This is a genomic window from Lysinibacillus sp. EB271-A1-10B (assembly GCF_058791335.1).
This window is the reverse complement of the sequence record NZ_JBYTDL010000011.1, coordinates 14,815-37,961: the sequence shown is the minus strand read 5'-3', so window position 1 is coordinate 37,961 and position 23,147 is coordinate 14,815. Positions and strand designations below refer to the sequence as shown.

Here is a 23,147-nt window from a genome sequence, read left to right as displayed (position 1 = left end):
TCCCCTTATTCTCCATTGTTTTGTAATTGATGTTCAGTCGATTTTTGCTGTTCAATTGCTGTACTCGCTAATTTTATAATTGTCATATCATCCATCGGTGGATTATGAAGTCCCGCACGCACATTTCGATAATAACGCTGTAATGGATTCGTTAATTGTAGGCTTTTGGCTCCTACTACACGCATTGCCTTATCGACGATTTCAATCGCCAAATTTGTCACCGTATGCTTAGCAACTGCCATTTCATTTGCCAAAAGCTCACGTCTAGCTGGGTCATCATAAGCGTCGGCAACCCCATACAGTACAAAGCGCGCTTGATATAGCTTCAATTCAATATCACCTAGAAGTTGCTGCACATTTGGTAATGTACTAATCGGAGCATTTAAACTATTAGGTTGATAATGATTTGCAAAATGCAGTGCATAATCGCGTGCTGCCTGCGCAATCCCTAAGTATGTTGCTGGTATATGTAGAATCCAACCATTTATTTTTCCACCACTTGGGTGACTCGGTAACTCTACTAAATGATTCGTAGGAACGACTACATCTTTTAACACTAGGTCATGACTGCTTGTGCCTCGCATTGCAGACATTTCCCAGTTTTCTTCAATTGAAAGCCCTTGTGCATCTTTATGGATAAGGAAGTAACCAATTTGATTTTTCTCCTCAATCCACGCTGATGTTAAGAAATAATCTAGTACCGGGGAGGCTGTCGTAAAGATTTTACGCCCATTTATGAGCCAACCTGCCTCTTTTGAAACAGCATTCGTTCCTGGTCGCCCTCCACGTGTTGGACTACCTGTTGCCGCTTCACTCGCAGCCCTATTTATAATTGCACCGTTCTTTATTTCCTGAGCAAACGAACTTAGTAAATCGTCTGTCCATAGCTTTTTCTCATATAGTTCACCTACAACACCTAATGTCCATCCTAGCGAGAGTGAAGCATTCTCGTCGTAGCTCGCTAACGTTTCTTGAACGAGTACCATATCGTAGACCGATAATCCTTCACCGCCATATTCTCTCGGTAAAGTTAGCTTTGGATAACCAATTTGCAGAAGTAGTTTATGTGCTTCGAATGGAAAACGAGATTGTTCATCTACTTCTTTAGCTTCAGCCTTTATTGACTCAGAAATAGATGCTAGCTGATCGAGCCAATACTGTTGTTGCTTCGTTTTAACAAATAAATTTTTCAAGAAAATCTCCTTCTTCCCAAAATATATAAAACATATATACTTACTAAGAATTAATGTTGTAAAAAATCTCCAACTACATTTTGTAGCAAGAGAATGCGTGGTACTGAATTTTCTGATTCGTTGACATTTATAATACTTTTCACATTTAAATATGTCAATGGGTTAATTATAAGTTTTTTTATAAGTTTTATAGTCATTACTAACACATCTTCTTTTTTCACCAAGCCATATTTACAGCATATGCTAACACTATAGAAAGAGGTGCATGTATGACTAATAATATGAATCCGGCCTTAAATAATATGCCTATTTCGCCTATGACCCCTCAGGTTATTCAGACGAAATTTGGAGATATTAATGGAGATGGCTTACTTGAAACTGTTCTTTTGATGGGGAATAAAACACCAGATAGCCCTTTGTGGAAAAACCTAACGCTTGCGATATTTTACGGACAGACGCACCAATTCGAAAAAATAATGCTGAAACAAAGCGTCGGGTACAACCCAACTATATTTTTAGGTGACTTTACCGGGAATCATCTAGATGATATTTTAGTTATTTCCGACACGGGGGGTAGTGGCGGTATTATCAACGGCGAAATGTTTGCCTCAATAAACGGGAAAATACGCTCAATTTTTGATGCAGAAGCGTATAGTAATACGCTTAAATACACTGTTAATTATCAAAATCAATATAAAGTGGCCGTGCGTAGCATGAATCCAAAAAAACAATATATCATCGATTTACAATACAAAGGTCCAGATTATTTAGCAGATATTTATAATCAAGACGGTACACTAAAGCAACCAATTCAAGGATGGGTTGATCCAATCAGCGGATTGTATCCGGTCGACTATGAACGAGATGGCATATATGAGATTTTAGCGTATCAGGCTATAGCAGGCAGATTTCATGCCGATGGATTAGGTTATGTAGAAAATATTTTGAAATGGGATGGCAATGAATTTAGCGTTGACCGTCAAACTGTAGCCATTTTTGGCGAAGATTTAAAATAAGTTACTATGTCCTAATATAAGGAAAAAGCAAGAATTTGCCCGATTTCCGCAATCGAAATTGGACAGATTCTTGCCTTTTCTAGGTAGGACAAACCTTATTTTTCTACTAATGCAAAATAATTATTTTCGTGATCAGCAAAATTAAAAACTCTACCCATTGGCATCATTACTAAATCCCCAACTTTAACGCCTTTTGCTTGAAAATCTTGATATAGATCTTCTATATGGTCGGCATAAAACATTATAGATGGTGTCCCTAAATTTAAGTCAGGCTGCATTTTTGCAATGATTTCTTTATTGTGTAAAACAAAGGTAGTTTGAGCTTCTTTAGTAGGAGCAATTTCAATCCAGCGTACTCCGCCCTCTTCCTGATCAGCAACTACAACAAATCCAACTTTTTCTGTCCAAAACTTCACGGCAGTATCTTGATCATTTACATACAACATTACTTGTCCAATTTGTCGAATCATGAAACAATTCCCTCCTCTTTTGAGCATTAGTATACATCAAAAAGTAGCTTTATATGTCATTTAGCGGTTTCCGTTTTTAGGCGAATTTTAAAGTATCCATTGATGATATTTACTATATAGTGAACAGTTATTATAAAATACTTAACTTTTATTTTATTTTTGGTAAAATGAGCCTAGCTGTCTATTGTTTACATAGAAAGTAAATGTATAGACTTTATCACCATCCACTAAGGCATTATTACTTACTCAATATTCGGTGATAAAAAAGTACAAAATACTAGATCATAGTGAGGATAATTCAAGTGAAACAACTAAGTTTAAGGAAAAAGCTCATTTTTTCGTTTTTAGCAATGCTTCTCATTCCAACACTGTTAATTGGAATTGTGTCTTACCAAAGTGCCGGAAGGCAAATTTCAAAAGAACAGCAAGCAAGTGCAACCGAAAGTGTGCGCATGCTTAATACGAATATTACTAACACGATTGAGCCAAAAGTGAAAGACGTTCAATATTTTTCAAACAAGCTCCATCAATCTTATTTACAAGAAGGTAAAACTACAGAACTTAAATCTCTTTTCCACGAATACATGAACATGCATCCCGAGGTGGAGCTAATTTATATCGGAACCTCTGATGGCAGACTACTGGATGAACCTGCTCAAAAATACCCTAGTGGGTTTGACCCTCGTAAAAGATCTTGGTATAAGCAAGCTGTAGATAGCAAGGGCCAAGTATCTATTACTGCTCCATACGTTACACAGACTACAGGTGATATCGTTCTTACGATTACTCAGGCTTTACCAGACGGCTCAGGGGTAATAGGGCTAGATGTAAATATATCTAGATTAAGTACCATCACGAATGATATACGCATTGGAAAAACTGGCTTTGCTTCACTTTTAGATAGTAATAAAATTTATATTGCCCAACCAAATAAAGAAAGTGGTGCTGAAGCAACAGAAAGCTATATTACTAAAATCTATGAACAAGATAGTGGTACTGTTATAGAAAAAGATCGACAACTTCAATTTGTTACAAATAAGCTAACAGGCTGGAAAGTCGTTGGTACCATGTTTACAGCTGAGGCTGCAAACGCTGCTGCTTCAACATTTAATATCAATTTAATAATTATCGCCATTTCTATTACTGTTGGCATTATTTTTATGCTATTCATGATCAAATCAGTCGTTAATCCGATCAATCGACTTAAACAAAGCGCTATAAAAATTAGCGAGGGCGATTTAACAGAGTTTATTGACAATCATTCGAAAGATGAGATTGGACAGCTTGGAGAAGCTTTTATCGCCATGAAGGTTAACTTAAAAAAACTTATTCGTAACGTTGATCAAAGCTCTCAACATGTTCAAACTTCGGCGCATGGCCTATCTGCGAATGCCGAACAAAATATCGCTGCTTCTGAGCAAGTTACTGAAGCTATGCAGCAGGTTGCTGTCAGTACAGAGAAACAAACAACTAGCATTGACCAAAATGCTGTTTCTATTGAGGAAATCGCAAAAGGAGTCGTCGAGATCGCTGATAGCTCAATGCAGGTTTCCGATTTATCGAGCCGTGCTATACAATTGGCCGATGAAGGCGGACAAGCAGTAGAACAAACTGTTAATCAAATGGTCTCGATTCATGAATCTGTGACACAATCGGATACGATGATTAAATCTCTCTATGATCGAACAAAAGAAATTGGTTCTATTTTAGAAATTATTAGCGCTATTTCAGAGCAAACAAATCTGCTTGCCCTTAATGCTGCTATTGAAGCAGCGCGAGCTGGAGAACACGGGAAAGGCTTTGCAGTAGTCGCCGATGAAGTGCGGAAGTTAGCAGAGCAATCTCATCAATCGGCAGAGCAGATTTCTGCACTAATTACTGGCATTCAGCAAGATACGGCTAAGTCTGTTCAAACAATGATGAAGACTTCAGCCGATGTCCAGGATGGTTTACAGCTAACAGAAGATACAAGTAAAAAGTTTGCAAGTATCATTAAGCGTCTCCACGAAATTGCTCCGAAAATGGAGGATATATCTGCATCTGCTCAGGAGATGTCAGCAGTAGTTGAAGAAGTTTCTGCAACAGCTATAGAGCTAACAGATCATGCTAAAATAAATGCTGCAGCGTCAGAGGAAGTTGCCGCTTCTACTGAACAAACATTGTCTTCGATACAGGAAATGGCTGTAGCCTCAAAAGCACTTCTCGATATGGCTGATGAATTACAAAGTTATGTGAATCGTTTTAAATACTAAAAAGAAAAGCACGATGTTAATGGTGAATTTTCCAAAAACATTGTGCTTTTTAAAAGTAATTTTATCTATTATCCTCATGACTAAATTGCCATTCAACACCAAATTTATCAGTAAGGGAGCCATAACATTTACTCCAAAACGTTTCTTGTAGCTCCATCGTAACTTTGCCACCTTCTTTAAGGCCATCAAAAGCTTTTCTCATCTGGGCCTCATCGCCTGAGACAACGGCTAATGTTACATTGTTTCCAATCGTGAATGGGTGTCCTGGAAATGTATCTGAGAACATTACAGTGCTACCAAAAATCGAAAGTCGCGTATGCATGACAAGATCTTTTGCTTCCTCTGGTAATGGATAACTTGGATTCTGTGGTGAATCTCCAAACGTCATAATTTCAGGCTTGTTTGTATTAAAAACTGTCTCATAAAAAGTTACAGCCTCTCGACAATTCCCATTAAAATTTAAGTAAACCTCTACTGCCATTTCCAACACTCCCTTTGTCATTTTCGAAACAATTTTATTTTACACGGTTAATAACTAATAGTTCAAATCTTAGACGAAGCAATCAAAAAATCACTTTCCTTATTTTAACAAACAATAATAACAGCTTACTTCCCTACAAAAGCTCAGGATTTCCTCTAACTACTTTTAACCTTTGAATAAAATAAATTTACACCGCCTCCTCACTCTAACAAAAAGAGATGTAACTATATATTTCGCTTAATTCCTGTTCTTTCCTGCTAATTTTTTATTAATTTAGATAAAAGCTTTGACATTTACTCGAAAATAATGTAAATTACCAAATGACGAACGATTTAAATCAAAACTTAAAAAATATTCGTATTTTAGGAGTGTTTATAATGGATAACGTATTTGACTATGAGGATATTCAGCTAATTCCCGCAAAATGTATTGTAGAAAGTCGCTCAGAATGTGATACTTCTGTTACTTTAGGCGGTCATACATTCAAGCTTCCTGTTGTACCAGCAAACATGCAAACCATTATCGACGAAAGCCTTGCTGTGAAGCTTGCTGAAAACGGTTACTTTTATATCATGCACCGTTTTAATCCAGAAACTCGTATCGATTTCATCAAAAATATGCAAGCTCGTGGCTTAATCGCATCAATTAGTGTTGGTGTAAAAGATGAAGAATACACATTTATTGAAGAATTAGCAGCTGCTAATGTAGTGCCTGATTTTATGACAATCGATATTGCACATGGTCATTCAAATGCTGTTATTCGTATGATTCAGCATATTAAAAAACATCTACCAACTAGCTTTGTGATTGCTGGTAATGTGGGCACACCTGAGGCAGTTCGTGAACTTGAAAATGCTGGTGCAGATGCAACAAAAGTGGGTATTGGACCTGGTAAAGTATGTATTACTAAAATCAAAACTGGTTTTGGTACAGGTGGTTGGCAGCTAGCTGCACTACGCTGGTGTGCAAAAGCTGCTACAAAGCCAATTATCGCTGATGGTGGTATTCGTACACATGGTGATATTGCAAAATCGGTCCGCTTTGGTGCTTCAATGGTGATGGTTGGCTCATTATTTGCAGGTCACGAGGAGTCACCTGGTGAAACAATCGAAATCGACGGTAAAACTGTGAAGGAATACTTCGGATCTGCTTCGGAATTCCAAAAAGGCGAACGTAAAAATGTTGAAGGTAAAAAGATGTTTGTTGAACATAAAGGCAGCATCAAAGATACTTTAATTGAAATGCAGCAAGATCTTCAATCGTCTATTTCTTATGCAGGTGGCAATAAACTAGATGCCATTCGAAATGTAGATTACGTAATTGTGAAAAACTCTATTTTTAATGGAGATAAAGTATACTAAAAACTAGAAGAACCCAAACAAGAATTTATTCCATTCTTGTTTGGGTTTTTTGTTGGATTCCGTTTCTCCTATGGTCAAATAATGAGCAATTGTGGTTCTTGGTTAGCCTGTTACTCGATTAGTTTTTCAGGCTACTTGAGCATTCTCGACTCTTGACTGACCGATTCTTTTATTGAAAACGAACCTTTTCAACAAAAGAAAAAATGCTACCGATTACGTGTAGCATTTTCCTTAAAATTATAGTTTGTTAATAACAGCGTGGATCGTTTCTTTTAATTCTTCATCATGATCAGAAAGGTCTACAAGGTTTGCTACACGCTCACGTAATACTGGACGTTCAATTACAAGCTTTTCATCAAGTACTTGTACTAGTAACTCGATAATAAGACGATCACGTACGTTTAATGCTTCCTCTAAACGCTCTGGTGTGATTTTTCCTGTTTTTGCTGCTTTAGCCATTTTAAAAACCCCTTTTAAATTTTATATTCATGCACATCTATTTTAGCATACAGCTAATTTATTTTGAAAACTTTCTTTCATTAACATATACCAAAACTTTACAAATAAACACCTATACATTTACGATAATTTGTTATATTCAAATCATAAAATGATGACGCTCAACCATATGATTATGTGTTCTCTATTTAATCTTTCATTTTCACTTAGGACGATTTACAAGATTGGAGGAATTCTGTGAACCAAAAGAACTCGACTTACTTACAATTAATAAAGGCTGTACCGAAATCTTTACAATTGTTTCTAAATGTTTGCCTTGTACTTTTAGCGCTCATTTTATCTTTCCTACTTTGCAAAGAACTCATTCAATTCCTTAAAATTTTATTATTCAACAATGATGGCGGAGACTATAAGCTTTTTCTCGCTAACATTCTTATTTTCTTTTTGTATTTTGAATTTATCACGATGATTATTAAATATTTTAAAGAGAGTTATCATTTTCCACTAAGGTACTTTATATATATAGGGATTACAGCCATGATTCGATTAATTATCGTAGAGCATGACCATCCCATTAATACATTAATTTATTCACTTATTATTTTAATATTAATTATTAGCTATTTTATTATTAATATTACACCACTGGAACGACCTGTACGCTCGTCACTCTTTATGAAAAAAGAACAATAGCTTTATTACAGTAATCAAAACCCTTGAACCTTAGACAATGAGCTTTGTATTCGTTGGCTACCTTTTCTTTTCCCTCATTGGAATTAAGGTTCATTTCAAAATGATGGAGTTGCATAACCTATAATACTGAAAATAATGCTCATTGTTTTGATTGTGTATAAAAGGTCTCTTTTGTTCAGTAAACCTTCCCGATGTATACAGCCTTCTCCCTTTAATAATTTTCCAACGATTCTCATATACATCCCCACCCTACACTGAATTTATTTTAAACACGCTCTTTTCAACATTTTTTTCACATTAATTTTAGTTTTTAATAATAACATATATTACCACCCCAAAAAAAACCCGAGGTGGACTATTAGTGCTTTTTTAGATCAACTACATAAATCGTTTAACGGCTAGCCCCTATTCAAGCCATTCAGAAGTAACTATGAACTGATTACACTATACTCGTTACTTCGTCGATTAGAGCATTAGGAAGTGCTTATAAATAACTCAGAAATAGGATGGGTTGAGCACATATAGCTCAGCTCGAAAAGGAATGTACAGCTATGAATTTAGGACAGCATGAATTATTGGAGGGAGACGGAAAGAATGAATCTGATTGATGTATATATTCATGAAGTAACTAGAAGAATCCGCAAAGAAAAGCGCGATGAAACCAGTCTAGAGTTAAGATCTACTATTGAAAATATGTTACCTGAAGATTATTCAGAATCAGATATTAAGGAAGTGCTTAAGAAGCTAGGAAGTCCTGTAGAAGTTGCATCCAGCTATCAAAACACACCACGATTATTAATCGGTCCAAAAGTGTTTGATACTTATATTAGGACAATAAAATTAGTTATTCCTTGGGCAATAATTATTACAGTTATTGTACAGATGATAGACAGTATTGTGCTTTATAATGAAGAAGGTGGCGCTCTTCTGTCTGCTATTATTCAAACTATTTCTTTAACTATCGCTCATATTATCTCAGTAATCATTTACGTACTCTTCTGGATTACAGTTACTTTCATTGTCATAGAACGATCTGGAGAAAGTAACATTCGAATACCCCTTATAAAGGACCATCCAGATTGGACACCTGATGATTTAACTAAAGTTAAAATAATTCCTAAAGAAAAAACAATTTCGCTTAATGATAATATTTTTAGTTTCTTAGGTATTGCTATCTTCTCCTTTGTCTATTTCAATGCTCATCACCTTATAGGAATCTATACTTCTCACAATAAAGGTGGCTTTAAATTTATTATGCCTATATTCAATCAGGAAGTCTTACTCTCCTTTGCACCGATTATTTTAAGTTGTATCGTATTAAGTGCAGCTTTAACATTATGGAAATTGAAGGAAGGCCAATGGACAATGTTAATTGCCGTAGTTAATGCTCTTCTTCAATGTACAGGAATCATTGTTTTTATCCTCATGGCTATTCACCCTGATTTCATACACAGTCCCGCTGTACCTTATATCGCTGCGATTACGGAAACGACCTCAGCTAAGATTTTGGTAGCTATAGATCGAATATTGTTCGTCAGCATAGCTATCACCATCGTCGCAAATGCATTTGATATTTATAGTGGCTTTAAAAAGGCTAAAATTTGAAATGAAAATACGTTTTGGGGCTGACTCTTTCTTGTTGGCCCTACACTTATTTAAAAGCTCACCCAATCGATCAAAATACCGTTATTCTCTAATGTTTTGTATAATAAAGTTGAGAGTTATTAAATAATTTGCACTAATTCAGACAGAATAAGGGGAAATAATTATGACCATTCTTCTTGTAGATGACAATCAAGTCAATCTATTTGTAATTGAAAAAATATTAAAAAATGCAGGTTATAATAACTGTGTTTCTCTAACATCTGCCTATGAGCTTTTTGATTATTTACAGTTAGATGCGCCAAATCCAACAGGAAATTCAGTGGATTTAATTTTATTAGATATTATGATGCCTGAAGTAGATGGTATCGAAGCTTGCAAACGCATTAAGCAAAATGAACGATTAAAGGATATTCAAATTATCTTTGTCAGCGCTCTAGAAGATAAAAACACGCTTGCGGAAGCACTTGATATCGGTGGAGTAGATTATATTACAAAGCCAATAAATAAAACCGAGCTACTTGCTAGAATTCGGGTTGCTTTACGATTGAAAGCAGAATTAGATTGGCATACTCAGCAAGAAAAAAAAATACAATACGAATTAGATTTAGCTACACATGTACAAAGAAGCCTTTTGAGCGCCCCTTTAAACGAGAAGAATATTCAAATAGAGGTCTCTTATCGTCCTTCTTCTAATTTAGCAGGTGATATGTATTATTGGCATAAAATAAATGATCACCGATACGCCTGCATTTTGCTTGATATGATGGGACATGGTATCTCTGCAGCACTTGTTTGTATGTTTATCTCCTCTGTCCTAAGAGAAGCTGTGAAACAATTAGAAGATCCCGAATTAGTTATAAAAGAGTTAAACCGTTATATGACAATTTTACGAAATGGAAAAGAGGACAATCTTTTTTATTTCACAGCTATTTATTTAGTGATTGATACTGAACAAAAAACCATTGAATATGTAAATGCCGGTCATCCTTCAGGCTATGCTCTAGTTGATGATAAAACGCTCGTACATTTAAATCGAGGAAGCTGCGCAGTCGGCTTTTTTGATGAGATTGACGTGCAAAAGCAATTCATCCAATACAATGAGGATGTGCAAATTATTTTATATACGGACGGAGTGTTGGAGACAATGGGACCATGTGAAATGGAATCCGAGAAGCATTTACAAACGCTAATATCTACGAAATGGGATCATTCTCGACGTCTGATTGACCATATACTGCCTAAGGAGAAACAAGGGAATCAACCAGATGATATGTGTGTATTAATGATACAAGTACATTAAACTACATAAAAAGTGGCTGTTGCCTAAGTCTCTACTATGGAGAAACTTGGACAACAGCCTATTTTTTATATTACTTTAACTTCTGATATATTTTTTCATTTCCTACGATTTCTTTATATTTTGAAATAATATCTTCAAATCGTAGTGTCTCTTTATCGCCTAAGCATAAAAATCCATTTTCACTTAGACTTTCGGAAAACAAATGATGAACCTGATTTTGTAACTCAGGTGAAAAATAAATCAAAACATTTCGGCACATAATGACATGAAATTCATTAAACGATTGATCTGTTACTAAATTATGCTGTGCAAATATAATGTTTTTTAACAGTGCCGGATGGAAATAAGCATATTGATAATCTGTTTTATAGTATTCAGAAAAAGCATGGGTGCCTCCAGCAAGTATATAATTTTTCGTATATGCCTGCATGTTATTAATCGGGAATACTCCTTTTTTTGCCTTTTCCAATACTTGTTCATTCATATCCGTAGCATAAATAACCGCTTTATCCATTAACCCTTCTTCCTGTAGCAAAATAGCCATGGAGTATACTTCCTCACCTGTAGAACATCCTGCATGCCATATCCGAATTTCAGGGTAATCTCTTAAAAAAGGTACAACCTCTTCGCGAAAAGCCTTAAAAAAACTAGGGTTACGAAACATATCAGTAACATTTATCGAAAAATCATTCAATAGTTGCTCTAAAAACCCATCTTCATGTATTACTTTTTCAAGTACACGAGAAATCGTTGGGATATTACTCATCCTCATCCTACTATAAATCCTTCGTGATATAGAAGAACGATTGTATTGTCGGAAATCAAAGCCCGACAAACGATATATAGCCTCTAGTAATAAATCAATTTCTAATTCTGTATGCATTTTTTGCAGCAAAGGAAATCGTTCCATTTTATTAACTCCCTTTAGAAACTAGCCATACTCTTAAAACGGATACTAATTGATCTAAATTTAACGGCTTACTTATATAATCTGAAGCACCCGCCTCTAATGTTTTATCTCGATCATTTTTCATAGCCTTCGCTGTTAAAGCAATAATCGGTAAATCCATAATCTTCATTTGTTTACGTATAATCGACATCGTTTCATAGCCATCCAAATTCGGCATCATAATATCCATCAAAATAAGGTCAATTTCATCATTAGCTTGCATAATATCTAAACACTCGATCCCATCTTTAGCAACTAAGATATTCATACCTCGTTTTTCGAGTGCATTTTTTAATGCATAAATATTACGGTAATCATCGTCTACAATTAAAATATTTTTCCCTTGAAAAACTTCTACCTCTTGTTGAGAGAAATCGTGAGCTTCCAATAGCTGTTCTTCCATTAGCTCTTCTAATTCCTTGGTAGCCCCTACCTCATGAATAGCAAGTTCAAGATATTCTTGCTCCTCAATGCCATTTGGCAAGCTTGGGATGGTTAGTGTGAATGTACTACCTTGCCCTTCATTACTTTGTAATGAAATCCAGCCGCCAAGTAATCTCGCAAGTTCTTTACAAATGGACAAGCCAAGACCTGTTCCACCGTATTTACGTATCGTAGCACCATCAGCCTGTTGGAATGATTCAAAAATAAGCTGATGCTTGTCCTTCGGAATCCCTATACCTGTATCGGAAACTCTGATTTCTAACCAGTCAGCACTAACATCCTGCATATTATTTGTTAACTGTTCTTCTCTAAGCTGTTTAATGTCCAGATGAACTGAGCCTTGCTTTGTAAATTTAAAGGCATTTGATAATAAATTTTTCAATATTTGCTGGAATCTTTGTTCATCAGTATAGAAAATATCGACTACATTTTCGTCTTTCGAAATATAGAATTGTAGATTTTTTTTCATTGCAACAGGTGCAAAGGTTTGTTCAATTTGTACAGGAACCTCACTCATATTCATTTCATCAAAATTAATATCTAGCTTACCTGCCTCAACTTTTGATAAATCTAAAATATCATTAATTAATGCCAGCAGATCTCCACCTGAAGAATGGATAACCTTTGCAAATTCGGCTTCCTCTTCTGATAATGTATTTTGGCTATTTTCAGCCAACATTTCCGATAAAATTAAAATGCTATTCAGTGGCGTTCGTAATTCATGTGACATATTGGCTAAAAACTCAGATTTATAATTTGAATTTAGTAACAGCTGTTCTGCACTTTCCTCTAATTCTTTCTTAGCTTGTTCTAATTGTTTCGACTTTAACTCTGCCTCTTTTGTTCTTTCTTCCAATTGTTCATTAATCATTGTCAGCTCCTCTGTTTGCAGCTGCAATTCTTCTGATTGTTTCTGAAGCTCTTCAGATTGTACCTGTAATTCCTCTGTCAAAGCTCTTGATTCATTCAATAAACGGACAATTTCCATACGCCCTAGGACACTATTGATCGTTAATCCAAAGGTTTCAATAACTTGCTTCACTAATTCCTGCTGTAGCTCATTAAAGCTAGTTAATGTAGCTAACTCAACAATAGCGATTACGTCATTTTCAAATATAATAGGAACGATAAAAATACCTTTTGGCTGTATTTTCCCTAAACCAGTGCCGATTAAACGGAAATCTTCTGGAATATCATTATAAATTAAAACCTTTTTTTCTAGAGCACATTGTCCAATTAAGCCTTGTCCCAGTTTAAAGCTCTCCATTCCAACGTTATCCGTTACATCCGCAAAAGCCGCCTTTTTTACAAACTGTATTTGATGATCAGTAGTTTCACGAACATACAATGCTCCAAGGGAAGATTGCGTTTTTTGCGCTATTTCTGAAAGGAAGGTTTCAGTTAATTTGGTTATGGCAGAAATCCCTTGATATTTTGTGACAATTTCTGCGATATTCAACTGTAGCCATTCTCTTCTCTCAAGCGCATCCAACAACTCATTTGTAGCAGCTGCAAGAGCATTGATTTCATCATTTGTTTTAACATGTATTCTTCCTTTTTGATTGCTCTTGGAAGCAGTGATTTCTTGGATTGTTCGTGTAACCTCTGTTAACGTTTTTACGATTGAACGAGAAATACTACTTGCAATGATAATCGCAACAGCTGAAATAAATATAAGTATGCCAAGCAGTGTAAGTGTTACAATACTATTTTTTTTGTCCAACTCGTTTACTTTGGCTTGCATCGTTGCAATTACCTCTGAACGGAGTGATTCAAACTGATCTCGTACTGTTTCTATGTCTTTACTACCTATATCTACTTTATAGAGTTCCCATAAAGCTTCTTTATTCTTTTCTTTTTTTAATTTAATGGAAGGCTCTCCTACTGTTGTAATCCAATGCTGTATCGTTGCATTTATCTCATTTAACCTCTGTTGTTGTGCTGGTTTATTTTCTAAAAGTTGATAAAGTTCGCCAAAAGTTAATTCCCAACTTTCACCAGCTCTATTATAAGGTTCTAAATAACTTAATTCGCCTGTAATCATAAAGCCTTTTTGGCTCGATTCCATATCTAAAATGTATTTTTCAATTCGATTAGTTAGAGCTTGTATATTTGAGTCATTCTTGATAATATAATTTCTTTCTTTTTGTAGAGAAGTAATTTGATTATTTAAGATGACCACTGATGCAAGTAAACAAAGTATGATAACAATATAGCCTAACGTAATTTTCGTTCGTATACTTATCTTTAATTTATTTAACATTTGCTTTCCTACCTTTATCTGTCATAAACCCTATAACTAATATCATTGTACATCAAAAAGTAACAAAGTTTCTTCCTCTTACGTTAAGAGAATAATCTCTTTGTGAGGAATATTTAATAAAGTTCATATCCAAAAGTTGTGGATAAACGTCTACTATGTAAATAAGTTGATCTTCGTTACGACTGGGCGACTCCTCGGGGATTAGCGATATAGAGGAACGAAGGCTAAAAGCATCACATCCTGTGATAACGCCTTCGTGACCAACATCCTGCTGCTGCCGCTACGTTGCACTCACGCTTTCGCGCAAAAGACATCTGTTGCCCCGAGACCCTGCAGCGAGCAACGCGAGTGAAGCGGCTCATCGGACGCCCCCAGGAAGCTTTGCTCTGTGCGAAAGCGTAGCGACAGCAACAACAAATGTTTTCTGTAGCGAAAGCGAAGCGGCAGCTACAAAGCGCCCAGTCGCAACGGAAATCAACAACACGTTTTGGTGATGATTCATTAAAAGTTAATAAGCCCCATATTCTTTTCATATATATTATATATTGGCCAATTTTGCCGAGACATAATTGATAGTAAGGAGAGAACAATTGTGGACATTTTCGTAAGACCTGGGGATTCTCTTTGGCATTTTAGTGAAGTGTTTAAAATACCTCTTCAACTAATTATAGATTCAAATCGAACTATTAAACCTCAATTTTTAAGGGTTGGACAGCGTGTTCGAATTCCGGGGTTTGTTACAATCAATTATCAAATAAAGCAAGGAGATACTTTTTGGCAAATAGCCCAAAGCAGAAATCTCCCATTAGTGGCCATTTTGCTCGTCAATCCTGGTCTCAATCCAAATCAATTACACATTGGGCAGACAATTCGCATTCCCCAACGAATCACATGGAGGCTCATCAATGGTAACCAAAATTATACTTACACGACCATGATGAACGATATTAAAAAACTACTCGATACTTATCCGTTTCTACAAAGCTCTACAATTGGACATTCTGTTTTACAGCATGAAATTCCAGAGCTTCTAATTGGGAACGGAGCTAAGCGTGTCCATTATAACGGCTCCTTTCATGCAAATGAATGGATTACAACTCCAATTATTTTAACTTTTATAAACGACTACCTACTCTCTCTCACTAATCAAAATACAATTCGCGGTTTATCCCTTCTCCCACTTTACCAGCAAACACTCCTTTCTATCGTTCCGATGGTCAATCCCGATGGTGTTGATTTAGTATTACAAGGACCACCTAATGACGAAGCATTAAAAAACCAGCTTATTACTTGGAATAACGGTAACACCGATTTCTCTGGTTGGAAGGCAAATTTACATGGTGTCGATTTGAACGACCAGTTTCCTGCAAAATGGGAGCTTGAAAGAGCACGAAATCCGAAAACACCTGGTCCAAGAGATTTTGGAGGCCAAAAACCTTTGTCCGAGCCTGAGGCAATCGCTATGGCTGACTTAACAAGGAAGCGTGATTTCGCCAGAGTTCTTGCGTTTCATACACAAGGTAGAGTCATTTATTGGGGGTTTGAAAACCTCGAACCACCAGAGTCAGAAACCCTTGTTAATGAGTTTAGCCGGGTTAGTGGCTACGAGCCTATCAATTCAGCAGGCAGCTATGCAGGCTATAAAGATTGGTTTATCCAGGATTGGCGTAGACCTGGATTCACTGTTGAATTAGGTAGTGGTACAAATCCACTTCCACTTAGCCAATTCGACGACATCTATGAAGAAACATTAGGTATATTCCTTGCAGCTTTGTATATGTAATAGAAATCGATAATCTAAGAATAGTTCCCCTTAAGGATTTTTCATCCTAATTCAATTCTAAATAAATATCCCCAATCCCCTTTTACTTCTAAAGTGAATGGGGATTTTTTAACCTCTGATTGATTGCTTCTTGATAGTTCATCACCAAAAGTCGTGGGTGACTTTTGTTAGCGACAGCAAAGCGGCAGCAAATGTTTTGTCTGTGCGAAAGCGTAGCAACAGCAACAACAAAGCGCCCAACCGGAACGGAAATCAACCACACGTTTTGATGATGATCCTTCTTAGCAGAAATATGGACCTATTTGGAAAAATTACTTTGACAGGCAGAGTAATGTTTGCTAATATTACTCTGACAGATAGAGCAATAAAAAAATAAGTAGGTGACTTATGGTTCGAAGTGACATCATCCGCGGACACTTGGATTCCATTATTTTAAGGCTAATATTAGAGAAAGATCGTTATGGCTATGAAATTTCTCAGGAAATAAGTATCCGCACAAATAATCGTTTTCAAATTAAAGAAGCAACGTTATACGCAGTTTTTCAACGCCTTGAGAAAAAGGAAATTATTGAAGCCTATTATGGTGATGTTTCACACGGAGGCAAAAGAAAGTATTACCGTATTACCCCATTAGGTAAAGCTTATTTAAATGAGCTAGTAAAAGAGTGGTCGGAAGTAAAAGAAATTATCGACTTATTTATGGAGGGCTTAGAATGAAAAAAATAAAAAACCATATTGATGAGCTTTTTAAAGACATTCCTCGTAATAAAGAAACCGAGATGGTTAAACAAGAAATCATTCAAAATCTTGAAGAAAAAGTATATTATTTGATGGATCAAGGGAAAGAACAAGAGGATGCCATTAACAAAGCAATCGTAGAGTTTGGAGATATTGAAGATTTAAAAAAGGAATTAGGTGTGAAAGAGCCCGAAAAGAAAAACATGGCTAAATTAAATTTAGAATTCTCTATATGGGGTAGCGGCTTAATTATTGTATTTTTTATATTTATTAATCTCTACTATACGCCACATACAATATGGGCAATCTATCCGATCTTCGCAATTTTATGGTGGCCCTTATCTATGTACTTTGTTTGGTCACGTAAGAAATGGAGTGAATAAAACATGAAGAACTTTATTAGCTTTTCGATTGTTGGTAGTTTAATGACAATGATTTTTTTAGGAATCGTCAATTATACGACATCACCTCAGACGATTTGGTTCATTTACCCGTGTTTACTTGTTCTGCTATGGCCCATTACTTTATTTTTTATGTCTAAAAGAATGTATAAACAATATTCTCTAGTTTGCAGTGCTATGATTATTGCTTTTCTTATCATTGAAAATTATTTATACTCCCCCGATTATATATGGTTCATTTATGCGGTTTATCCAATCATCTGGTGGCCAATTCTTATGTATTTAGAAGAAAAAGCAAAAACATTAAAAATTGCGCTGATCGGCTGTGCAAGTACCATCATTTATTATTTTTTATTAAATATTATTTTATCCCATCCATACCCTTGGGCGATTTATCCTGCATTTTTAGTCATTTGGTGGCCATTAGCTTTATACCACGCACAAACAAAAACGTTTGTAGCATTCTCTGTTACCGCTACAATGCTGATCAGCATCTTTTTTATTACAGTAAACGTTGTCTCTTCTCCAAACGTAATATGGGCGTTTTATCCAATATTTGTCGCCCTTTGGTGGCCCCTTAGTATGTACTTCTACGTTTATAAAAGAAAAATGTACAATTCAACAACTCTTCCTAAAAGAATTTGAAAATTTCGATTATAATTCACATTCACAGAGGGGAATTAGATGAAAAAGATAATGAAATTTATAAAATTTACTGGAATAATTACTATCATATTACTCATAATAGCGCTTTTATCCCCTACATGGACTGCCCATATTAAAGGTACTAACAGTGTAAGTGCATTAAAGCAAGTAGAGATAAATGGAAGTAATCATGAAGTTATGATACGTGGCAAAGATCAGGATAATCCTGTTATTATTTTTGTCCATGGAGGGCCTGGATGTTCAGAAATACCGTATGCCAGTAAGTATCAAAACTTATTGGAAAACAATTTTACGGTCGTGAATTACGACCAAAGAGCAAGCGGAAAATCATATCATTTTTTTGAGGATTATTCTAATCTTTCAGCAGACTTACTCGTAGATGACTTATTGGCCTTGACGGATTATATATCAGATCGTCTTGGCAAAGAAAAAGTAATCTTAATTGGCCATTCTTATGGTACGTATATTGCAACGCAAGCTGCCTCTAAAGCTCCTGAAAAATTTACAGCATATGTTGGAATTGGACAGATGAGTGATACAGTAGAAAGCGAGATTGACAGTTTGAATTACGTTATTAAGCAAGCAGAAAAAGCTGGCCATACAGAGGATGTTCAAGATTTACAAGAGTTAACTGGAAAAATTAAAAATGGCGATATATTTACCCCACGTACGTATGTTGGAAAATATGGTGGATCTTCAAGACTTATTGATAACCCTGATGGGAATATCATAAGTATGTTATTCAGTCGTGAGTATAACTTATTAGATGTGATTCGTTACAACTATGGGCTATCCTACTCTCAAAAGACTTTATTAGAGGAAACAATAAAAAATCCGTTACCTACTAAAGTAAACAAGCTCGAATTACCATGCTATTTTGTTATGGGTAAGTATGATTATCAAACTTCATCTAATGCAGCAAAAAACTACTTTGATATTATTGAAGCCGATAAAAAAGAATTTATTGCCTATGAACAATCAGCACATTATCCACAATTTGAAGAGAAGGAAAAATTTTATGAATGGATGTGCGATACTTTTATAAAGTAAATGCAATTGTATTAATTTCATAATCTTGATCCAGTCCAATTCTTAGCGGGTGTATTCTAACAATATGGGTTTTTCAAGAAATTAATCTGCCCTATTTATTTAATAAGAGCGTGTTTTGATTAATCCATTTTTCATATGCCTGGATTTAAGTTGATTGGAGTGGAGGCTGGGCGACTCCTTGGGGATAACAGCAATCGAAGTTATCGATATAGTCAATAGCAACGTTTGCTGTAGCTCACATTATTTATTTACTATATAATTTAGTTATTAAATATTTAACGGGCTGTGATATTATGTCAAAAAATGAGCAATTGCACAATGTGGAAACGATTATGAGAGAGATGCTTGAAATACAGAATAAATCAAAAATGTTTGTAAATCTCTTATCTGAGGGAGACTCATTGTCGCAAAACCAATTAATCCTCCTACTTCAGCTAAAGATTAATGACGGTATGAAGGCAACAGAAATTGCTGAGTTCTTTAGCGTGACGCCAGGAGCCGTTACATCCATGTGCGATAAACTTGAGAAATTAGAATTTGTAAAACGGATTAGAGAGCAAGAAGATCGTCGTGTTGTAAAAATGGTATTAACTAATAGCGGTGAATTAAAGGTTCAAGATTTATTTTTAAAGTTTCCACAGGAAAAACTGATAGACATGGCAAAAATATTGCGTGAGGTTAATCAGTTAATGAATAAAATTTTTTAGGATTTCATGAAATTGAAATCCTTTTTTTATTGCCTAGAAACCTATAAAAAGCTCGTGACAATTATTTTGTTCTTGACAAAACAAAGCAGCATATAATTTAATTAATATATATTTTAATAATTAAAATATATATTAATTAAATTAAAATGAGGTGGTTATCCGTGATTCAAAAACTACGTACAGTAACCCTTACTAACGGCTCTATTAATGACTTAGCAGCAGACTGTGAGCAATTAAATATCCGTGGATTTGTTACTTTACATCAAGAAATACGCGTAAAAAAAATCTCTACTCATGGCCATAGCTCTTTTCATTCCCGCGTTGAAGCGCAGATTTTAAATAGTACAGGATCTTGCTCTATAAAAGATTTTTGTGAAGTTAATGAGGTTAAAAGTGCCGGGAGCTTAAATATGCGCAATGGGCGAGTAACAACATTGAATAGTTCGGGGAAGTTGACCATTGAACAAAACTTACAAGTTGAACAGTTTCATGCAGTCGGTTTTGTTAAAGCAAATGAGATAGAGGCTAAACATTTTCAATTAAGAATGTCTGGTGGAAATGAGATTGGAGAGCTTATTGCAGATGTGATACATGTAGAAAAAGATACGTTATCTATATCTTTTCTAAAGAAAAAGCTGAATTGTAAATGTATTAAAGGTGAACAAATACACCTTTCCTATACAGATGCAGAAATTGTTGACGGAGATATTGTAGCAGTAGGCGATAATTGTCATATACAAACACTTTACTATACAAAAAGCTATTCGATTGCTAAAAACGCCAAGGTGCAACAAATTATACAGAGGAAAGAGGAATGACATTCATAAAAATTATTCAAGGCTTTTTTTGCTCATTAGCCCTTCTCGTACTATCTGTCCTCTATACAGGGCTGATCTTCAGTGCATTACTATCAATAGTAGCCGGCATTTTGCGAACATTCGGCTTGGAACAAATACAAATGAGCATTTGGAAAGGTGTTGAGCTTCCGATCGCTTTCAGCATTCCTTTAGCACTCTTGTTTTCTTTGTTGCTATTCTTTTGTTCAATGTATATCAAACGCTCTATCCAATTTTGTTATGCCAAGCTTAAATTTTAAAATTAGAAGCACACCTTTTGTTTGCTAGTAAAAGGTGTGCTTCTAATCATTTATTTTGTTTTATATAATCAATAAATATTTTTTTCATTGCGCTTTTGTCATTAATTAACGCCTATTTTAATATATTAGATAATATGGATAAAAAATTCCCGATACAACTTATTACTAAAAGTGGATATGAGAATTGTTAAATCATACGCTATGAAATATAAGGTGATCTTCGTTACGACTGGGCAACTCCTTGGGGATCAGCGATAGAGGAACGGAAATCACTCCACGTTCTAATAGAAGCTTATTTTTTGGCAAAATACTCTTCCTTAAGGATTTGTGCAATAAAAAATAGAACCTCCACCCAAAATTAGAATGAAGGTTCTATTTTATTATTTAGAAACAAATCGTTTACATTCTTTGTTTCTACATCTAATTTTATTTTAAACGAAGCGCTTCGTCTGTTGCTTCGTTAATTTCTTTAAGAAGCTCTGGATTTTCTGCTAATGACTTGCCGTATGATGGGATCATATCTTTAATTTTTGACTCCCACTCGTTAACATGTTGAGGGAAACATTTATTGATTACCTCAAGCATAACGTGTACAGCAGTAGATGCACCTGGAGAAGCTCCAAGTAATGCAGCAATTGAGCCATCAGAAGCACTTACAACTTCCGTACCAAATTGAAGCGTACCTTTACCACCAGCTTCAGTATCTTTAATAACTTGTACACGTTGACCAGCTACAATAATATCCCAATCATCGCTCTTAGCATTTGGAATGAAATCACGTAGCTCTTCCATACGTTGTTCTTTAGATAACATAAGTTGTTGGATTAAATATTTTGTTAATCCCATCTCTTTAACTCCTGCCGCTAATAACGTTGTAAGATTATGCGGTTTTACAGAAGCAAATAAATCCATATTTGAACCTGTTTTTAAGAACTTAGGTGAGAAACCTGCGAACGGTCCAAATAATAAAGATTTTTTGTTATCAATATAGCGTGTATCAAGATGCGGAACAGACATTGGTGGAGCACCAACTTTAGCTTTTCCGTATACTTTTGCGTGATGTTGCTCAGCAACTTCTTGGTTTTTACATGCTAGGAATAATCCACTGATTGGGAATCCACCAATATGTTTCCCTTCAGGAATACCTGATTTTTGTAGTAATTCTAGGCTTCCTCCACCAGCTCCAAGGAAGACAAATTTTGCTGTATGGTATTCCATTTTACAGCCTTTTTTGTCGTGCACTCGTACTTCCCATGAACCATCGCTAGTACGTTTCATGCTTTCTACAGTGTGATTGTAGTTGATGTCAACGTCTTTGTTTTTTAAATGGTCGAATAACATACGTGTTAATGCACCAAAGTTAACGTCTGTACCAGTGTCAATTTTTGTCGCAGCGATAGCTTCATCTGCTGGACGATCTTGCATAATAAGAGGAATCCATTCCTTTAGTTGTTCTGGGTCATCAGAAAATTCCATACCTTGGAATAAAGGATTTTTCGCCATCGTTTCATGACGTTTTTTCAGAAACTCTACATTGTCTTTCCCTTGTACTAAACTCATATGAGGTAAAGGCATAATAAAGTCTTGTGGATTACTGATTAGTTTATTGTTCACAAGATAAGACCAAAATTGTCTTGAAACATGGAACTGTTCATTAACGTTAATCGCTTTGCTAATATCGATTGATCCGTCTTTTTTCTCTGAAGTGTAGTTAAGCTCACAAAGTGCCGCATGCCCAGTTCCCGCATTATTTAATTCGTGAGAACTTTCTTCACCAGCTTTATCAAGCGACTCAAACACTGTAATTTTCCAATCTGGTGCTAATTCTTTAAGCATTGTCCCCAAAGTCGCACTCATGATTCCGGCACCAATTAAGATAACATCTGATTTAATTTGTCTGTTACTCATTTTTACCTTCCTTATATATTAAGATTTGCAGAAAGGATGTAAGCTCTCCTGCTGTCACAGTAAGCTCTGGAGTAACGTAGGAGTACATCTTTTCTGTATCAATTATTACCTTATTGCAGTGTATCATAATTACATAAAGATTAAAATATCAACTATCTATATGAGAGTTATGTGCATTTTTCGAGCCTTCTCCTTAATAAATCAAGAGAAAAACCCACTATTCCCCCACTAAGAATCACCACCTTTATTTAAGCGTTATGGAATAATCGTCCTAAATTTGGTTAGCGTTTTCATAAAATAATGAGGTTTTAT

At 35.4% G+C, this 23,147-nt stretch carries 20 protein-coding genes; 13 read left to right on the top strand and 7 right to left on the bottom strand.

The features are described from left to right. Window positions 1–5 precede the first annotated feature (5 nt). Window positions 6–1,193 carry an acyl-CoA dehydrogenase family protein gene (locus tag AC3WSK_RS15090; protein ID WP_079562432.1) on the bottom strand — a complete coding sequence of 396 codons (1,188 nt, stop codon included), beginning with the start codon at window positions 1,191–1,193 and terminating at the stop codon, window positions 6–8. 269 nt (window positions 1,194–1,462) lie between these two features. Between AC3WSK_RS15090 and AC3WSK_RS15085 the strand changes: the two genes are divergently transcribed. Then, a complete protein-coding gene (locus AC3WSK_RS15085) occupies window positions 1,463–2,209 on the top strand; it encodes a YybI family spore inner coat protein (RefSeq protein ID WP_492414204.1) in 747 nt (248 codons plus the stop codon). 95 nt (window positions 2,210–2,304) lie between these two features. Here the strand turns inward: AC3WSK_RS15085 and AC3WSK_RS15080 are convergent, their stop codons facing one another. After that, window positions 2,305–2,679 (bottom strand): VOC family protein, encoded by a 375-nt coding sequence (locus tag AC3WSK_RS15080; RefSeq protein WP_427415318.1) that lies wholly within the window; start codon window positions 2,677–2,679, stop codon window positions 2,305–2,307. Between the two features lie 302 nt (window positions 2,680–2,981). Here AC3WSK_RS15080 and AC3WSK_RS15075 point away from each other — a divergent pair, with 302 nt between their 5' ends. Continuing rightward, window positions 2,982–4,931: a methyl-accepting chemotaxis protein gene (locus tag AC3WSK_RS15075; RefSeq protein ID WP_427483857.1), complete on the top strand. Its 1,950-nt coding sequence runs from the start codon at window positions 2,982–2,984 to the stop codon at window positions 4,929–4,931. A 61-nt stretch (window positions 4,932–4,992) separates the two neighbouring features. Here the strand turns inward: AC3WSK_RS15075 and AC3WSK_RS15070 are convergent, their stop codons facing one another. Next, a complete protein-coding gene (locus tag AC3WSK_RS15070) occupies window positions 4,993–5,412 on the bottom strand; it encodes a VOC family protein (RefSeq protein ID WP_079562436.1) in 420 nt (139 codons plus the stop codon). A 377-nt stretch (window positions 5,413–5,789) separates the two neighbouring features. Between AC3WSK_RS15070 and guaC the strand changes: the two genes are divergently transcribed. Then, window positions 5,790–6,773, top strand: a complete 984-nt coding sequence (gene guaC, locus AC3WSK_RS15065; protein WP_492414203.1) for a GMP reductase — start codon at window positions 5,790–5,792, stop codon at window positions 6,771–6,773. A 237-nt stretch (window positions 6,774–7,010) separates the two neighbouring features. Here guaC and AC3WSK_RS15060 read toward each other — a convergent pair whose 3' ends face one another. Continuing rightward, window positions 7,011–7,232: a phosphate-starvation-inducible protein PsiE gene (locus AC3WSK_RS15060; RefSeq protein ID WP_068985751.1), complete on the bottom strand. Its 222-nt coding sequence runs from the start codon at window positions 7,230–7,232 to the stop codon at window positions 7,011–7,013. A 237-nt stretch (window positions 7,233–7,469) separates the two neighbouring features. Between AC3WSK_RS15060 and psiE the strand changes: the two genes are divergently transcribed. The 3 genes from psiE to AC3WSK_RS15045 all read left to right on the top strand — a co-directional run bounded on the left by psiE (window position 7,470) and on the right by AC3WSK_RS15045 (window position 10,830). Continuing rightward, entirely contained in the window at window positions 7,470–7,925 is a 456-nt protein-coding gene (gene psiE, locus AC3WSK_RS15055; RefSeq protein ID WP_079562438.1) for a phosphate-starvation-inducible protein PsiE, read from the top strand. Window positions 7,926–8,519: 594 nt separating this feature from the next. Then, window positions 8,520–9,530 (top strand): HAAS signaling domain-containing protein, encoded by a 1,011-nt coding sequence (locus AC3WSK_RS15050; RefSeq protein WP_427483859.1) that lies wholly within the window; start codon window positions 8,520–8,522, stop codon window positions 9,528–9,530. Window positions 9,531–9,693: 163 nt separating this feature from the next. Further along, window positions 9,694–10,830: a SpoIIE family protein phosphatase gene (locus AC3WSK_RS15045; RefSeq protein ID WP_492414202.1), complete on the top strand. Its 1,137-nt coding sequence runs from the start codon at window positions 9,694–9,696 to the stop codon at window positions 10,828–10,830. Window positions 10,831–10,900: 70 nt separating this feature from the next. Here AC3WSK_RS15045 and AC3WSK_RS15040 read toward each other — a convergent pair whose 3' ends face one another. Continuing rightward, window positions 10,901–11,740, bottom strand: a complete 840-nt coding sequence (locus AC3WSK_RS15040) for a CheR family methyltransferase (RefSeq protein WP_492414201.1) — start codon at window positions 11,738–11,740, stop codon at window positions 10,901–10,903. A 4-nt stretch (window positions 11,741–11,744) separates the two neighbouring features. Then, entirely contained in the window at window positions 11,745–14,486 is a 2,742-nt protein-coding gene (locus AC3WSK_RS15035) for an ATP-binding protein (RefSeq protein WP_492414200.1), read from the bottom strand. A 592-nt stretch (window positions 14,487–15,078) separates the two neighbouring features. Between AC3WSK_RS15035 and AC3WSK_RS15030 the strand changes: the two genes are divergently transcribed. From AC3WSK_RS15030 to AC3WSK_RS15000, 7 genes are all read left to right on the top strand, one after another. After that, entirely contained in the window at window positions 15,079–16,269 is a 1,191-nt protein-coding gene (locus AC3WSK_RS15030; RefSeq protein WP_079562442.1) for a M14 family metallopeptidase, read from the top strand. Between the two features lie 387 nt (window positions 16,270–16,656). Then, a complete protein-coding gene (locus AC3WSK_RS15025; RefSeq protein ID WP_053482886.1) occupies window positions 16,657–16,986 on the top strand; it encodes a PadR family transcriptional regulator in 330 nt (109 codons plus the stop codon). After that, on the top strand, window positions 16,983–17,390 hold the full coding sequence (locus tag AC3WSK_RS15020) for a permease prefix domain 1-containing protein (protein WP_079562444.1): 408 nt from the start codon (window positions 16,983–16,985) through the stop codon (window positions 17,388–17,390). The genes AC3WSK_RS15025 and AC3WSK_RS15020 overlap by 4 nt, the downstream gene beginning before the upstream one ends. A gap of 3 nt (window positions 17,391–17,393) precedes the next feature. Continuing rightward, window positions 17,394–18,053, top strand: a complete 660-nt coding sequence (locus AC3WSK_RS15015; RefSeq protein ID WP_427483863.1) for a hypothetical protein — start codon at window positions 17,394–17,396, stop codon at window positions 18,051–18,053. A 39-nt stretch (window positions 18,054–18,092) separates the two neighbouring features. Continuing rightward, entirely contained in the window at window positions 18,093–19,124 is a 1,032-nt protein-coding gene (locus AC3WSK_RS15010; protein ID WP_427483864.1) for an alpha/beta fold hydrolase, read from the top strand. Window positions 19,125–19,417: 293 nt separating this feature from the next. Further along, window positions 19,418–19,831 carry a MarR family transcriptional regulator gene (locus tag AC3WSK_RS15005; RefSeq protein WP_427483865.1) on the top strand — a complete coding sequence of 138 codons (414 nt, stop codon included), beginning with the start codon at window positions 19,418–19,420 and terminating at the stop codon, window positions 19,829–19,831. A gap of 161 nt (window positions 19,832–19,992) precedes the next feature. Further along, complete coding sequence (locus tag AC3WSK_RS15000) at window positions 19,993–20,649, top strand: hypothetical protein (protein WP_079562448.1); 657 nt, start codon at window positions 19,993–19,995, stop codon at window positions 20,647–20,649. Window positions 20,650–21,353: 704 nt separating this feature from the next. Here the strand turns inward: AC3WSK_RS15000 and AC3WSK_RS14995 are convergent. Next, a complete protein-coding gene (locus tag AC3WSK_RS14995; RefSeq protein WP_079563401.1) occupies window positions 21,354–22,835 on the bottom strand; it encodes a malate:quinone oxidoreductase in 1,482 nt (493 codons plus the stop codon). Window positions 22,836–23,147: the final 312 nt, after the last annotated feature.

Coding starts and splice junctions, on each gene's coding strand:
- AC3WSK_RS15085 (WP_492414204.1), top strand. CDS start 1,463: ATGACTAATAATATGAATCCGGCCTTAAATAATATGCCTATTTCGCCT.
- AC3WSK_RS15080 (WP_427415318.1), bottom strand. CDS start 2,679: ATGATTCGACAAATTGGACAAGTAATGTTGTATGTAAATGATCAAGAT.
- AC3WSK_RS15070 (WP_079562436.1), bottom strand. CDS start 5,412: ATGGCAGTAGAGGTTTACTTAAATTTTAATGGGAATTGTCGAGAGGCT.
- guaC (WP_492414203.1), top strand. CDS start 5,790: ATGGATAACGTATTTGACTATGAGGATATTCAGCTAATTCCCGCAAAA.
- AC3WSK_RS15060 (WP_068985751.1), bottom strand. CDS start 7,232: ATGGCTAAAGCAGCAAAAACAGGAAAAATCACACCAGAGCGTTTAGAG.
- AC3WSK_RS15050 (WP_427483859.1), top strand. CDS start 8,520: ATGAATCTGATTGATGTATATATTCATGAAGTAACTAGAAGAATCCGC.
- AC3WSK_RS15045 (WP_492414202.1), top strand. CDS start 9,694: ATGACCATTCTTCTTGTAGATGACAATCAAGTCAATCTATTTGTAATT.
- AC3WSK_RS15040 (WP_492414201.1), bottom strand. CDS start 11,740: ATGGAACGATTTCCTTTGCTGCAAAAAATGCATACAGAATTAGAAATT.
- AC3WSK_RS15035 (WP_492414200.1), bottom strand. CDS start 14,486: ATGTTAAATAAATTAAAGATAAGTATACGAACGAAAATTACGTTAGGC.
- AC3WSK_RS15025 (WP_053482886.1), top strand. CDS start 16,657: ATGGTTCGAAGTGACATCATCCGCGGACACTTGGATTCCATTATTTTA.
- AC3WSK_RS15020 (WP_079562444.1), top strand. CDS start 16,983: ATGAAAAAAATAAAAAACCATATTGATGAGCTTTTTAAAGACATTCCT.
- AC3WSK_RS15015 (WP_427483863.1), top strand. CDS start 17,394: ATGAAGAACTTTATTAGCTTTTCGATTGTTGGTAGTTTAATGACAATG.
- AC3WSK_RS15010 (WP_427483864.1), top strand. CDS start 18,093: ATGAAAAAGATAATGAAATTTATAAAATTTACTGGAATAATTACTATC.
- AC3WSK_RS15005 (WP_427483865.1), top strand. CDS start 19,418: ATGTCAAAAAATGAGCAATTGCACAATGTGGAAACGATTATGAGAGAG.
- AC3WSK_RS14995 (WP_079563401.1), bottom strand. CDS start 22,835: ATGAGTAACAGACAAATTAAATCAGATGTTATCTTAATTGGTGCCGGA.